At 37.8% G+C, this 14,708-nt stretch carries 15 protein-coding genes; 10 read left to right on the forward strand and 5 right to left on the reverse strand.

The genetic code is table 11. The features are described from left to right. The first annotated feature begins 19 nt into the window (after positions 1–19). From FVB32_RS10765 to FVB32_RS10780, 4 genes are all read left to right on the forward strand, one after another. The gene (locus FVB32_RS10765) at positions 20–883 is read left to right on the forward strand and encodes a hydroxymethylglutaryl-CoA lyase (RefSeq protein ID WP_147743802.1); all 864 of its coding nucleotides are present in this window, start codon (positions 20–22) and stop codon (positions 881–883) included. A gap of 151 nt (positions 884–1,034) precedes the next feature. After that, positions 1,035–2,213: a hypothetical protein gene (locus FVB32_RS10770; protein ID WP_147743803.1), complete on the forward strand. Its 1,179-nt coding sequence runs from the start codon at positions 1,035–1,037 to the stop codon at positions 2,211–2,213. Between the two features lie 83 nt (positions 2,214–2,296). Beyond that, entirely contained in the window at positions 2,297–2,827 is a 531-nt protein-coding gene (locus FVB32_RS10775; RefSeq protein WP_187269557.1) for an FMN-binding protein, read from the forward strand. Further along, positions 2,827–3,318 carry a hypothetical protein gene (locus tag FVB32_RS10780; protein ID WP_147743804.1) on the forward strand — a complete coding sequence of 164 codons (492 nt, stop codon included), beginning with the start codon at positions 2,827–2,829 and terminating at the stop codon, positions 3,316–3,318. Before FVB32_RS10775 ends, FVB32_RS10780 begins: the two co-directional genes overlap by 1 nt. Positions 3,319–3,362: 44 nt before the next feature. Here the strand turns inward: FVB32_RS10780 and FVB32_RS10785 are convergent, their stop codons facing one another. After that, positions 3,363–3,713, reverse strand: coding sequence for a DUF6686 family protein (locus FVB32_RS10785; RefSeq protein WP_147743805.1), 351 nt, complete (start codon positions 3,711–3,713; stop codon positions 3,363–3,365). Between the two features lie 142 nt (positions 3,714–3,855). On the opposite strand from FVB32_RS10785, the gene guaB reads away from it, so the two are divergent. Both guaB and FVB32_RS10795 read left to right on the forward strand, forming a co-directional pair. Further along, a complete protein-coding gene (guaB, locus tag FVB32_RS10790) occupies positions 3,856–5,328 on the forward strand; it encodes an IMP dehydrogenase (protein ID WP_147743806.1) in 1,473 nt (490 codons plus the stop codon). A 97-nt stretch (positions 5,329–5,425) separates the two neighbouring features. Continuing rightward, positions 5,426–7,102, forward strand: a complete 1,677-nt coding sequence (locus FVB32_RS10795) for a leucine-rich repeat protein (protein WP_147743807.1) — start codon at positions 5,426–5,428, stop codon at positions 7,100–7,102. Positions 7,103–7,105: 3 nt separating this feature from the next. Here the strand turns inward: FVB32_RS10795 and FVB32_RS10800 are convergent, their stop codons facing one another. The 3 genes from FVB32_RS10800 to lysA all read right to left on the reverse strand — a co-directional run bounded on the left by FVB32_RS10800 (position 7,106) and on the right by lysA (position 9,354). Continuing rightward, positions 7,106–7,630: a thioredoxin family protein gene (locus FVB32_RS10800; RefSeq protein WP_147743808.1), complete on the reverse strand. Its 525-nt coding sequence runs from the start codon at positions 7,628–7,630 to the stop codon at positions 7,106–7,108. Positions 7,631–7,700: 70 nt separating this feature from the next. Continuing rightward, positions 7,701–8,114, reverse strand: coding sequence for a DUF3995 domain-containing protein (locus FVB32_RS10805; RefSeq protein WP_147743809.1), 414 nt, complete (start codon positions 8,112–8,114; stop codon positions 7,701–7,703). A gap of 1 nt (position 8,115) precedes the next feature. Then, on the reverse strand, positions 8,116–9,354 hold the full coding sequence (gene lysA / locus FVB32_RS10810; RefSeq protein ID WP_147743810.1) for a diaminopimelate decarboxylase: 1,239 nt from the start codon (positions 9,352–9,354) through the stop codon (positions 8,116–8,118). Between the two features lie 161 nt (positions 9,355–9,515). Between lysA and FVB32_RS10815 the strand changes: the two genes are divergently transcribed. The 4 genes from FVB32_RS10815 to FVB32_RS10830 all read left to right on the forward strand — a co-directional run bounded on the left by FVB32_RS10815 (position 9,516) and on the right by FVB32_RS10830 (position 12,592). Then, the gene (locus FVB32_RS10815) at positions 9,516–10,157 is read left to right on the forward strand and encodes an LON peptidase substrate-binding domain-containing protein (RefSeq protein ID WP_246139873.1); all 642 of its coding nucleotides are present in this window, start codon (positions 9,516–9,518) and stop codon (positions 10,155–10,157) included. 145 nt (positions 10,158–10,302) lie between these two features. Further along, positions 10,303–11,496, forward strand: a complete 1,194-nt coding sequence (gene sucC, locus FVB32_RS10820; RefSeq protein WP_147743812.1) for an ADP-forming succinate--CoA ligase subunit beta — start codon at positions 10,303–10,305, stop codon at positions 11,494–11,496. A 155-nt stretch (positions 11,497–11,651) separates the two neighbouring features. Beyond that, positions 11,652–12,053, forward strand: a complete 402-nt coding sequence (locus FVB32_RS10825) for a TerB family tellurite resistance protein (protein ID WP_147743813.1) — start codon at positions 11,652–11,654, stop codon at positions 12,051–12,053. A gap of 113 nt (positions 12,054–12,166) precedes the next feature. Further along, positions 12,167–12,592, forward strand: coding sequence for an Hsp20/alpha crystallin family protein (locus FVB32_RS10830; RefSeq protein ID WP_147743814.1), 426 nt, complete (start codon positions 12,167–12,169; stop codon positions 12,590–12,592). 92 nt (positions 12,593–12,684) lie between these two features. Here FVB32_RS10830 and uvrB read toward each other — a convergent pair whose 3' ends face one another. Then, entirely contained in the window at positions 12,685–14,673 is a 1,989-nt protein-coding gene (uvrB, locus tag FVB32_RS10835; protein ID WP_147743815.1) for an excinuclease ABC subunit UvrB, read from the reverse strand. Positions 14,674–14,708 lie beyond the last annotated feature (35 nt).

Consider the following 14,708-nt stretch of genomic DNA (forward strand, 5'->3'; position numbering starts at 1 on the left):
TTAATTTTACAGGCAACCTATGTCAAAAATCAAACTCATAGAATGTCCAAGAGATGCCATGCAGGGCATAAAAACTTTTATTCCAACAAAGGAAAAAGTAAAGTACATTCAATCCCTATTGGGTTGTGGTTTTGATACTATTGATTTCGGAAGCTTTGTTTCTCCGAAAGCTATTCCACAAATGGTTGATACAGGCGATGTTTTAGCGCAGTTGGATTTAACCAAAACGAAAAGCAAACTGTTGGCCATTGTGGCCAATACAAGAGGTGCCAATGATGCTGGTCAGCACGATGCCATTGATTATCTAGGGTATCCATTTTCCATCTCGGAAAACTTTCAAATGCGTAATACACATAAGACCATTGCGCAATCTGTGGAAACCCTAAAAGGTATTTTAGAGATAGCGGATGCTAAGAACAAAGAGGTAGTGACGTACATTTCTATGGGCTTTGGAAACCCTTACGGGGACCCTTGGAATGTGGAGATAGTAGGTGAATGGACCGAAAAACTGGCAGCTATGGGAGCAAAAATTCTATCCCTATCAGATACAATTGGGAGCTCTACACCAGAAATTATAGACTATTTGTTTTCCAATTTAATCCCCAAATATCCAAATATCGAATTCGGAGCGCATTTACATACAACGCCAACCAAATGGCATGAAAAAGTGGATGCAGCCTATAAGGCAGGGTGTAGGCGTTTTGATGGTGCAGTGCAAGGTTTTGGAGGATGTCCTATGGCAAAGGATGAACTTACCGGAAATATGCCAACAGAGAAAATGTTATCCTACTTCACTACGGAAAAAGCAGATTCAGGGGTTAACTGGATGGTTTTTGAAGCTGCCTATAATAAGGCCACGGAACTCTTTTCCGTCTATCATTAAATCCTTTAAATACTGGGAAAGAGTTTACCTAAATGTTAAATATTGGATTCTATTTAAATTAAGTCTAAATAAATTTGGTCTATTCTGATAGTAGAAATATATTTGCCCCCTCATTTATTTAAAACCAATCTAAATAATAATAAGCAATACAATGAAGCATTTTGTTTTCCTTTTTTCATTTTTATTTTCATCATTAATTTTTGCTCAAACCCAAACTGATTCCATAACATTAGACCCACAAAAACAGATAAATGCTGCACAGCGTTTACTTTCGGGCAATTATGCTTCTGCTGTTACGGTAGGTGCTTATGGTGAAATGCTATACAACCAACCTGAAGGAGGGAATGGTGAAATAGATGTACAGCGTCTAGTCGTTCTTTTCGGATATCGTTTTGATGATCGCACCCAGTTTGTAACGGAAATTGAATTTGAACATGTTGAAGAGGTATTTGTAGAACAAGCTTTTGTAAACTATAATGCAGCACCAAATTTTAATGTTCGTGGTGGTTTAATGTTGGTGCCCATGGGTATTGTGAATGAATTTCACGAACCAACAACCTTTAACGGAACAGAAAGACCTGCGGTGGATAATGTTATAGTACCTACAACCTGGAGAGAGCTTGGAGTAGGGGTGACCGGAAGGTTTAACAATATTTCGTTGGGATACCAAGCATATCTTTTTAATGGCTTCAAATCTGCAGAAGCAGATGGCGAAGGTGGAATTACTGGGATTCTAAGAGGTTCCAATGGTTTACGTAGCGGACGCCAAAAAGGGATTAGGTCCACAATAGATAGCCCTAATTTTTCTACAAAGTTGGATTATTATGGAATTCGTGGGTTACGTTTAGGACTATCAACTTATTTTGGAAGAACACAGGCAGATGATGATATTGAAGCGGCTGATGGTTCTGATATTGGAATTGCTATGGTTGGTTTAGATGCCAGATACGCATATCAGCGTTTTACAGCAAGAGGACAATTTATCCATGCTTCACTTTCCGATACAGAAGCATATAATACCTTAACAGGAAGGGATTTGGGAAGTGCTCTGCAAGGCTGGTACGTAGAAGGTGCCTATAATCTTCTTCCAAGAGGCAAAAGACAAAAACTTTTTGCCTTTACGCGATATGAGAAATACGATACACATGCAAATACAGATGGAGCTCTAGTTGAAAACGAAGCATACGACAGAACAGATGTAACCACAGGATTAACGTACCATATTGCTCCAGGTGTTGTCATTAAAGGCGATTACCAGTTTAGAAGCAATGCTCAGGATGACAGCGATGTTACCGATAGACTTAACTTTGGAATAGGGGTGTGGTTTTAACCACACCTTTTATATAATTGTTAATGCAATCTTTACCTTATTTTTATTCATAATAAGTCTAAATTAATATATATATTTGGGGGATGAAATTGGTAAAACCATACACTTTTATACTTGCTTTGTTTCTTCTCGTAGGATTTGGTATCCCAAAAGGGGTACAGAAAAGAGTGAAAAAAGAGGTTGAGAAAACTTTTGAAGTGGCCGACTTTACTATGGATTCCATTACCGTTCCAAATGAGTTGAATGAAGTACTTCCCACCAAAATTTCAGGATCAAATTTGTACCGGGTAAACGATACAAATTCACTTCTCGGATATGTTTTTGTGGATCAAGCGCCTAGCAAAACTGCAAAATTTGACTATTTAGTGGTTTTTGACCATGACCTAAAAGTGATAAACTCCAAGGTTTTAATTTATAGGGAGGAGTATGGCGGTGAAATAGGAAGCAAAAGATGGTTAAAACAATTTCTTGGAAAAACAGGTGGAGATAGGGTTAACTGTGAGACCAATATTGATGCCATTTCAGGTGCAACCATTTCCGTGCAGTCTATGACAAAATCCATGGACAACCTCTTTCAAACTATTGGTATCCTTCAGGAAAAAGGGAAGTTGTAATGAATTACAATGGACTTTTGACCACCTTTCCAAAGGAAATTAGACTTTTTATAGCCGTATTTGTTGTGATACTTTCCATAGGTTTTTTTACAGGACTCCTTTTCGTAAAACAGACTGATTCTGAAACTCCGGCCGGTGTGGAAGAAAATTATTTGGGCAACGAGCAAGATGTAGATGCCACTATAATGAAGTTCAAAAAAGGAGACCGTGAAATGCTCACCATTGTACATACCCATATCCTATCCATGTCCTTTGTCTTTTTTTTGTTGGGTGGACTAGTTTGGATTACGAGGTTTCCGAAGAAATGGAAACTCTTTTTAACCATTGAACCTTTTCTCTCTGTGCTATTGACCTTTGGGGGAATATATTTGATGTGGAAGGGAATTTTATGGCTAAAATATGTGGTGGTTTTTTCTGGAATTTTAATGACGATAACCTTCACGTTTTCTGCGCTACTTGTGTTTATCCAATGTTTTAGAAGTCAGAAGTAGTTAAATCCAATTCACTTTTTAATTTCCTCCCTACTTTTTAGAAACTAGTTTTCAATAAACCTGTAATTAATATCCTTATAATGAAGTATATCTATTTCGGGTTTTTCAGTAGATAGCAGATTCTTTATTTCATAAACTTCTTGTTTGCTCACCAGTATTATAAAATGATTTTGGCCTACGGAAATGGGAATTTTACGCTCATGAACCCAATATTGAAGCTCTTTTTCCCAATAGCCAACATCCAATGATTTCACATAAGATGTGAAGGCGTTCAACTCCCATTCGTAAAACTCAAAGCACAGATTATTAAAAACCAGTTGAAACAACTTACTGCGATTACAAAAGCTTAGCATGCCATTTTTAGTTTGGTTCAATACTACAATAGAGGAGCACATAATTCTTTCATTTAAAAAGATAAAGATATTATTATTTATAATAAGTCTAAATAAAAATAGAAATAATATTTGAACGAATACCACACATAGAATTTTTGAATTAAAATATGGTATATTTGCACGCAATTAATCCGTAATTGCAATGGAAGCCCACCTTAACAAAATTCTTGGCGAAGGTTTAACGTACGACGACGTACTACTTGTGCCAGGATATTCAGAAGTACTCCCGAGAGAAGTTAATATTCAAACTAAATTTACTAGAAACATTACCATTAATGTTCCTATTGTTTCTGCCGCTATGGACACGGTTACCGAGTCTCAAATGGCCATTGCTATGGCTCAAGAAGGTGGTATTGGCGTTTTGCACAAAAACATGACCATAGAACAACAGGCCATTAAGGTAAGGAAGGTGAAAAGGGCAGAAAGTGGTATGATTATGGACCCAGTTACGCTCCCATTGAATTCTATAGTAGGGGATGCCAAAGCCAATATGAAGGAGCATAGCATTGGCGGAATCCCAATTGTTGATGAAAATAAAAAGCTCATTGGGATTGTTACCAACAGGGATTTGAGGTTTGAGAAAGATAATGATAGACCTATTTCTGAGGTAATGACTTCTGAGAATTTAGTTACCGTTGGCAAGGGAACCTCATTAGGAGATGCCGAGGTCATTTTGCAGAAGAACAAGATTGAAAAACTTCCTGTTGTAGATGATAATGATGTGCTTGTTGGACTTATCACATTTAGAGATATCACCAAATTGACCCAAAAACCTAGTGCAAATAAAGATCAGTACGGTCGTTTACGTGTTGCCGCGGCCATTGGGGTAACTCCAGATGCAGTGGATAGGGCAGGGGCCTTAGTTAATGCGGGTGTAGATGCAATTGTAATTGATACCGCGCATGGTCACACCAAAGGTGTGGTAAACGTATTAAAAGAAGTTAAAAAAGCGTTTCCGAAATTAGAAGTCATTGTTGGTAATATTGCCACTGGTGAAGCCGCGAAGTATTTGGTTGAAGCCGGAGCGGACGCCGTTAAAGTGGGCATTGGACCAGGATCTATTTGTACAACTCGCGTAGTAGCTGGAGTAGGATTTCCACAGTTTTCAGCCGTTTTGGAAGTGGCCGCAGCTATAAAAGGTACAGGAGTTCCGGTAATTGCCGATGGAGGTATCCGCTATACTGGTGATATTCCCAAAGCTATTGCCGCGGGAGCCGATACGGTTATGTTAGGCTCTTTGTTAGCAGGAACCAAAGAATCTCCAGGAGAAACCATTATTTATGAAGGTCGAAAATTTAAGTCGTACCGAGGAATGGGGTCTGTGGAAGCAATGAAAGAGGGAAGTAAAGACCGTTATTTTCAAGATGTGGAGGATGATATCAAAAAACTGGTACCTGAAGGTATTGTTGGCCGCGTTCCCTATAAAGGAGATTTGTATGAAAGTATGCACCAATTTATTGGTGGATTAAGAGCTGGTATGGGTTATTGTGGTGCCAAGGATATTAAAACGCTCAAAGAATCTGGACGCTTTGTTAAAATTACCTTTAGCGGGATTAATGAAAGCCATCCCCACGATGTGACCATTACCAAAGAAAGCCCTAATTACAGCAGGTAATTGTTAATTTCATTAAAAGAATAACTTTTCATTTTGTCTAAAACTCTTTTGTATCTGGAAGATTAATGGTATTCTTGGATTACCAATTTAATTTATCATGTTCAGGCAACCCTCTATTATCTTTCTTTTTCTAATCTTTTTTAGTTGCAGCAGCGATTCTAGCAGTCCTAATGAAATGGTTGAGATAGATCTTCCATCAGTGAACACGGATGCAGCTAGAAACATTACAACAAATTCTGCTGAAGTTGATGGAACCATTACCAGCGATGGTGGTGGTCAAGTAACAGCAAGGGGATTTGTATGGGATACTGGTTCAGGTCCAATGCTGGATGATAGTAAAACTACCAATGGGACAGGAGAAGGAACTTTTAACGTTACCATGTCTGATCTTGAAGAGAACACTAAATATTTTGTAAGGGCCTATGCTACCAATGCTGAAGGGACTACTTATGGAAATGAAATTACATTTACCACTTTGAAGAATACCCCAAAAACTTTTAATGGAGATGTTTATTTAGGGTCACAAGAAGATGTGGAAAGTTTTGGGAGTCAAGGTTATAGTGAAATAACAGGGATTTTGACAATTGGTTCAAACGTTTTTTGCTGTTCTAATATAAGTGATCTAAATTTTTTATCAGATCTAGAATCAATTGGAAGTGATCTGTTGATACGTTACAATGATGTGCTAAAGAATATTGATGGTTTGAATGGACTTGTTGGAATTGGAGGGAGATTGATAATTAGGAACAACTCTGATTTGGAAAACATACAAGGACTTTCAAATTTGGTATTTCTTGGTGGGGGTATTTATTTGAGAGATAATAATTCTCTGGCGAGTATTTCTGGAATTTCAAGTTTTCAAGAGATTAATGGTGATTTAGAGATACATAGGAATGACAATCTTAAAAACCTAGATGCTCTAGAGAATTTAAGAGTAATAAAAGGAATTCTACAGTTATGGGGGGGGCAAATAGAGGATATTTCTGGACTCAATAATCTGGAAACAATAGGAGGAGACTTTTGGATTACACAAATGGATAAACTCAATGAAATAATTGGCTTTGATAACCTAATCTCAATCGAAGGAACTTTGTATATATCTAGCAATACAAATTTGGAAAAGGTCCAAGGATTTTCAAATTTAAGTTATTTGGGAGGAGTATATCTTGATGGTGGAGGTACATTGTCTGAACTTATTGGGTTTGAGAGCCTGAATTCGATTGAAGGTGATTTTTATGATTCTGGATATCCTAATCTAGTAGATTTACAGGCATTTGAAAATTTATCCGAAGTAATTGGGAATCTTCGGTTTAGAAGAACAAGCTATACAAATGTTGATTTTCTTTCTAACCTTGTTCATGTTGGAGGTAATTTAGAATTTCACGAAAATTATGGGTTACCTACTATAATATTGGAAAATTTGCAAACTGTTATGGGTTCTCTAACCATATCTGGAGGAAGCAATGAATTTAACTTGGATAGTAGTTGGGGGCTTACACACATCGGTGAAGGATTAATCATCAATGATGCCAATTCATCTAATATAGTTAATGGTATACCGGGTGCAATCGGCTTGACAAATCTTAAAGCATTTGAAAATTTGATTGAAGTTAATGGGGATGTGGTAATTAGTAAAAACGAAAATTTGGAGGATTTTTGTGACCTACAACCTTTATTGTCTAACGGTTTTAGTGGAACTATAAATATATTCGAGAACGCCTACAATCCTACCAAGCAGGATGTAATTGATGGTGATTGCAATTTTATCCCATAACCATTACTTCCCTGCATAGGTATTCCAGTCCTTATCCTTATAGATATTATCACCAAAATAGCGTGCTATTTGCATAAATGGCTTTACTTTCTGATATCCAGGAACTGGCGAAAGCATATTTAATTTTTCATCTAAAAATACAACCGTGGGATAACTCATTTTACCCTGTAAAAGCGCAGCTGCAAACTCATGGTAGCCCCTTCTTCCTGAGGGAACAAACTTGAAGGTCTTTCCTTGAAAATCAATTGGGTCTTTACCTTCGGCATCTAGCTTTACCATATAAAAATTCTCCTTCATATACGCCGCAACTTCGGGGTTTTGAAAGGTGTCTTTATCCATTTTCTTGCACCAGCCACACCAGTCGGTGTATACATCGATGAATATTTTTTTAGGTTGGGCATCGGTTTGGGATAATTGCACAGCCTCTTCCCAGCTAACCCATTCCACACTTTGTGCTTCGGATTGAAATCCAACTAAAAGAAAAAGAAATAGACTTATTTGGGTTAAGTAGGTAAAAACTGCTCGCATCGTTCCTTGTTTTTGAGGGTTTAGTCTTACGACTATTACAAAACTAACGAAAATTGTGCCAAAATAGTATCTAGCTTAATAGTTCCAAGATTATGATAAGAGCACCCAGAAGCAGACATAGTGGTGAATAATACCGGGTGTCCAAAGCAGAAAATTTACTGTTCTTGGCGGATTTAAAAAAACCAACGTATTTAAAATCACCTAAAGCACGAATAATGAATAAAATTCCAATGCCAATAGGAACGTAGTGCATCCAATCAGTTTCAACATAGACTATTTCCTTATTGATAAAGACAAAGGCGAAGAAAAGCAAAACAATGCCTACAAATGCAGCAGCAAGCTTTCCTGGGGATTTTACTTTATTGCTTGTTTCTTTAGTGGGAATGACCTTTGAGGGGTCTTTTATGCCAAATACAGCCCAATAAAAATGCAATCCAGCTAAAAAAATAAAAGTTATGGATATTAGCATGGATAAAACTCCCATACTATTTCACAACTGCTTTTTCAGAGACCTCAAACAATTCTTTTACATCCACTTGATTTCGAAGAATATCATCAAAAGTTTCTCTTTTACGAATTAAATGCGCTTTTCCATTGTGCCAAAGTACTTCGGCAGGTCGGTAGCGTGAGTTGTAGTTGCTGGCCATGGTAAAACAATAGGCTCCTGCATTTTTAAAGCACAGAATATCTCCCTCAGAAATTTCATTGATTCGGCGGTTGCTACCAAAAGTGTCTGTTTCGCAGATATACCCCACAACAGAATAGTATCGTTCTCGCCCTTTTGGATTGGAGATATTGCTAATTTGATGTGAAGCTCCGTACAACATTGGTCTAATTAGATGGTTGAACCCAGAGTCCACACTGGCAAAAACAGTGGAGGTGGTTTGTTTTACAACATTGACCTTGGCCAAAAAAGACCCTGCTTCACTTACCAAAAACTTACCTGGTTCAAAAGCTAAGGTAAGCTCTTTTCCATAATCTGCACAAAATTCATTGAATCTGGTCGTTAATTTTTTTCCTAATTCCTCAACATTGGTTTCAATGTCACCAGCTTTATAGGGTACTTTAAACCCACTTCCAAAATCTATAAAATCAAGAGCTTTAAAGTTTTTTGCAGTTTCAAACAAGATTTCAGAAGCGTATAGGAATACATCAATATCTAAAATATCACTTCCTGTATGCATATGGATCCCGTTGATGTTCATTTGTGTTAAATCAACAATGCGCAGTAAATGAGGAATCTGATGGATGCTAATACCAAATTTGGAATCGATATGTCCAACAGAGATATTGGAATTGCCACCGGCCATTACATGTGGATTTATACGGATGCAGACGGGAACATCAGGATGTTTGCTACCAAACTGCTCCAAAATGGAAAGGTTGTCAATATTTATTTGGACACCAAGAGCTGAAGCCTCTTCAATCTCTTCGAGAGAAACACCATTAGGGGTATAAATAATGGATTCAGGCTTAAAACCGGCCATAAGACCTAATTTTACTTCTTGAATTGAAACGGTATCCAAGCCGCTGCCCAAATTGTTCATTAGCCTAAGAACGGAAATATTGGAAAGAGCTTTGGCCGCATAATTTAGTCTCAAGCTGCTGACCCCTTTAAAGGCTTTTGTTAGGCGTTGGTACTGTGCAGCAATTTTTTCTGCATCATATACATATAAAGGTGCTCCAAATTGCTTTGCAATGTTCAATAAATTTTGCGAATCCATGTACTAAAATCTTTAAAACAAATCTACAGGAAGCTAGGAAGTTGCACAAAAATAATATACTTAATAATAATTATTTAACAAATTGTTTTAAAAATAACAATTCTTAAAACGTATAAACTTGTCCTTTTAAACTTCGCATTGTACATTTAGCTCAAATTACAATGATGAGATTACCCCTATTCCCATTGCAATCTGTATTCTTTCCTGGAGAGACCGTGCCCTTGCATATCTTTGAGGACCGTTATAAGCAGTTAATTAATGATTGCAGACAGGAAGCAGTTACATTTGGCATTCCTGTGTTTATCAATAATACTATTGTCTATGGTACTGAAGTACAGCTGGTGGAAGTGGTTACCACTTATGAAAGTGGCGAAATGGATGTGGTTTGTGTAGCAAGGCAAGTATTTAAAATTCTCTCTTTTGAAAACCAAATGGAAGGGAAATTATACGCCGGGGGAGATGTGGAGTTTTTGGATAATAAGAATGATGCAGATGAAGGGCTTAGAAAGGAAGTGTTAGACCAAGTTGAAAAACTCTATGGGCTTATGGAGGTGCCTTTTACCAAAATATCTCCCAAACAATTTAATAGCTATTCACTGGCTCATAAGATGGGACTTTCTTTTGAACAGGAATATGAATTGCTTCAAATTTCAAATGAAACAGACCGTTTGCTGTTTATAAAGAGCCATTTAGACACTACAACTTCTGTGCTGGGCGAGGTAAATCGTACTAAGGCTATCATTGAATTAAACGGACATTTCAAGAACTTTGATCCGCTGGATTTCAAAAATTTTAAGGCGTAGTTTTTCAACCTTTGCTAGCAGTATTTTAAGTTGTAATATCCATTTGGTCTGTCAAATTGGAATTCAGCTTTAATTATTCTTTTTTCACCATCAATTTGTCAATGTCGTTTTCTATTTTTGTCCACAAATTAAAGTTAGTTCACAGATGAATCTTCATGAATATCAAGGGAAAGAAATTTTAGCCAGCTTTGGAGTTAGGATCCAACAAGGATTAGTTGCACGTAATGCAAAAGAAGCAGTTGATGCTGCAAAAAGACTTACGCAGGAAACTGGCACTGGATGGCATGTAATTAAAGCACAGGTTCATGCTGGTGGACGTGGTAAAGGTGGTGGTGTAAAGCTTGCCAAGAACCTTAAAGAAGTAGAAGAAATAGCTGGAAATATAATAGGTATGAATCTTATCACGCCTCAAACTTCAGCAGAAGGTAAAAAAGTACATCAGGTGCTTATAGCTGAGGATGTGTATTACCCAGGCGATAGTGAGACCAATGAATTTTACATGTCTGTGTTGCTAAATAGGGCTACAGGCAGAAATATGGTCATGTACTCCACAGAAGGAGGAATGGATATTGAAGAAGTTGCGGAAAAGACCCCGCATCTGATTTTTACCGAAGAGATTGATCCTGCAACGGGATTAATGCCTTTTCAAGCGCGTAAAATTGCCTTTAATCTGGGACTATCTGGTACCGCTTTCAAAGAAATGACAAAGTTTGTTTCATCACTTTATAAGGCATATGTTGAAAGTGATTCAAGTATGTTTGAAATCAACCCAGTTTTGAAGACATCAGATGATAAGATAATGGCAGTAGATGCTAAAGTGTCCATTGACGATAATGCGCTGTATAGGAGAAAAGCATATGCCGAAATGAGGGATTTACGTGAGGAAAATCCAATTGAAGTTGAAGCGCGCGAGGTAGGGTTGAATTATGTGGATTTAGATGGAAACGTTGGCTGTATGGTAAATGGTGCAGGACTTGCCATGGCAACCATGGATTTGATAAAAATGGCAGGCGGAGAGCCCGCTAATTTTTTGGATGTTGGTGGTACCGCCGATGCAAAAAGAGTTGAGGAAGCCTTCCGTATTATTTTAAAAGACCCTAATGTAAAGGCAATTCTAATCAATATTTTTGGTGGTATTGTTCGATGCGACAGAGTTGCACAGGGTGTTGTAGATGCCTATAAGAACATGGGAGATGCTATTAAAGTGCCAATTATTGTAAGATTACAAGGGACCAATGCAGAGCTTGCCAAAGAAATTATAGATAATTCTGGTTTAGCGGTGCATTCAGCAGTACAATTCCAAGAAGCCGCCGATAAGGTAAAAGAAGTGCTGGGATAGAGCAGATTCATTACAAAATTGTAAGGCAACGTTGGTAAAACGTTGCCTTTTTTATTTCCATCAAAACACATTCAACAAGAATACCTGTCCCTTTTGTACACTAAAGCAGGTTGTTTTGGAGTTATCTTATTGAAACTTAGCCTAAAACCACAACAATGGGGACGTACGAAGAAAAACTAAGCATACTTTCTCAAATGATTGCGTTTGCCAGAGTGGACTATTCCCTAAAAGATTCTGAATATGACTTTCTGTTGGGCGTGGCTACAAATCTTGGTGTGGACAAGAGCACCTTTGATGTTCTTTTAAAAGAGAAATCCCCTAAAGTTGTTTTAAAATCCCAGGCAGAGCGCATTGTGCAGTTTCACAGGTTATTGCTTCTTATGAATATTGATCAAGAACAACATGAGAAAGAGATACGAACGCTTCACAATATTGGCCTTTCTATGGGGCTTCCTCCATCAGCAATAATGCAGGTTTTGGAAGTAATGCATAATTACCCTAATAAGGTTGTACCTCCAGATGTGCTTATCAATATCTTCAAAGCGCACTACAACTAAGACATTATGTCATGTTTTAATGTTAAATAAATGTCAAAATGGCACTAATTTTGTAATGGTATACCATTTGACTATGGTAAGGTGATTTTAATGTTTAATATAAATGAATCACCATGAGTATAGTAAAAAGAAATAATCTGTTTTTTCCAACCCTAATGAATGATTTAATGAAACCTGACTGGTTTGGGGGTATGGAAAATTGGAACACCGACCTACCTGCGGTCAACATCAAAGATAATTCTGAAGGTTTTGTTTTGGAACTGGCAGTTCCAGGAGGTAAAAAAGATGATTTTAAGGTAGAAGTGGATAACGATCTACTGACAATTTCAAGCGAAGTAAAAACTGAAAGCAAAGAGGAAAAAGAAAATTACACAAGAAGGGAGTTTGCATTTTCATCTTTTAAGAGAGCCTTTACATTGCCAGAGACCGTTGATGGTACTAAAATTGACGCTTCTTACGAAAATGGAATTTTAAAACTGAGCTTACCTAAAAAAGAAGAGGCATTGCCAAAACCAAAGCGATTGATTACAATCGGATAATCTTACAATTTAAAACACCACTTTTTGGTGTTTCATGATGGTTGGTTAGTTTGATAGCGCGCTTCTGCATTATTTGCATGAAGCGCGCTTTTTTATTCTTGTTCTTGCAGTACTTTTATTTCATCTCTTAGTTTGGCAGCTTCCATAAAGTTTAGCTCTTTTGCTGCTTTTTCCATTGCTTTTCGTTTTTCCCGTATCATTTTTTCCCTTTGATCTGAAGTAAGATATTCCAGGTCCGGTTCAGCGGCGCGCAATTCCTCTTTTTGGAAGTGATAGGTAGAAACAGAGTTTTTGGCCAAAGCACTATCCAGATTTTTTTTCAGAGCTTTTGGAATAATGTTGTTTTCAGTATTATAGGCCATTTGTTTCTCCCTTCGATAATTGGTTTCATCTATGGTTTTTTGCATGCTAGCTGTTATCGTATCAGCATACATAATGGCCTTTCCATTTAGATTACGAGCAGCCCGTCCAACAGTTTGTGTTAGGGAGCGATTGCTTCTCAAAAATCCTTCTTTATCGGCATCTAAAATGGCAACCAGCGAAACTTCAGGTAGATCAAGTCCCTCCCTTAGTAGATTAACACCTATCAATACATCGAATATTCCCTTTCTTAAATCTTGCATGATCTCCACCCGTTCCAAGGTGTCTACATCACTATGAATATAACGGCATCGAACATCAATTCTAGCGAGGTATTTTGCCAATTCCTCGGCCATGCGCTTTGTCAAGGTAGTGACCAGAGTTCGTTCATCTTCTTCCACCCGTTTTTGGATTTCTTCCACGAGATCATCAATTTGATTTATACTGGGTCGTACCTCAATAATCGGGTCCAGAAGCCCGGTTGGTCTAATCACCTGTTCTACATATACACCTTGGCTTAATTGCAATTCATAATCGGCAGGGGTGGCACTTACATAAATCACCTGATTCTGAAGCGTCTCAAACTCTTCAAATTTGAGTGGTCTGTTATCCATTGCTGCTGGGAGTCGGAACCCATATTCCACCAGGTTTTCTTTTCGGGAACGGTCACCCCCGTACATGGCATGCACTTGAGGGATGGTCACATGGCTTTCATCAATGATCATTAAAAAATCATCAGGGAAATAGTCCAATAAACAGAAAGGCCTGGTCCCCGGTTCCCTACCATCTAAGTACCTAGAGTAATTTTCAATCCCTGAACAATACCCTAATTCCCTAATCATTTCCAAATCAAAATTGGTTCGCTCTTCTAAACGTTTTGCCTCAAGCGGTCTACCAATTTCTTTGAAATAATCGATTTGCTTCACCAAATCATCTTGGATTTGATGAATTGCATTTTGAAGAATATCTGGTGAAGTGACAAACATATTGGCAGGATAGATATTCAGTGAATCATAGATTTCAATTACTTTATTGTTAAAGGGATCCAGCGCTTCAATCTCCTCTATTTCATCTCCAAAAAAGTGAACTCGAAATGCATAGTCCGCATACCCAGGAAAGACATCTACGACATCACCCTTAACCCTAAAATTGCCATTTCTAAAATCGGCAGTAGTTCTAGAGTAAAGACTTTGTACCAATTGTTTTAAGAATTTTGTTCTGGAAATCACCTGATCTCTATGAATGGAAATCACATTTTTTTGAAACTCTACGGGATTTCCAATGCCATATAAACAGGATACGGAGGCAACCACCAAAACATCCCTACGCCCAGATAATAGGGAGGATGTGGCGCTGAGTCGCAATTTCTCAATGTCTTCGTTTATGGAGAGGTCTTTTTCAATGTACAGTCCACTTGTAGGGATATATGCTTCCGGTTGGTAGTAATCATAATACGAAACAAAATACTCAATGGCATTGTTCGGAAAAAACTGTTTGAACTCAGAATATAGCTGAGCAGCAAGGGTTTTATTATGGGCAAGGACCAGCGTTGGACGTTGTACTTCTTCCACAACATTGGCAACGGTAAACGTTTTTCCAGAGCCGGTTACACCGAGAAGTGTTTGATGTGGCTCTTTTTCTGTTATACCATCAACGAGTTGTTTTATGGCTTGAGGTTGATCTCCTGTTGGACGGAATTCTGATACTACTTGAAACTTCATTTTTTAAAATTACGAAGCAAAAAAGTACTTGGAAA

This window comes from Flagellimonas hymeniacidonis (assembly GCF_008040165.1).
Classification (GTDB): Bacteria; Bacteroidota; Bacteroidia; order Flavobacteriales; family Flavobacteriaceae; genus Flagellimonas; species Flagellimonas hymeniacidonis.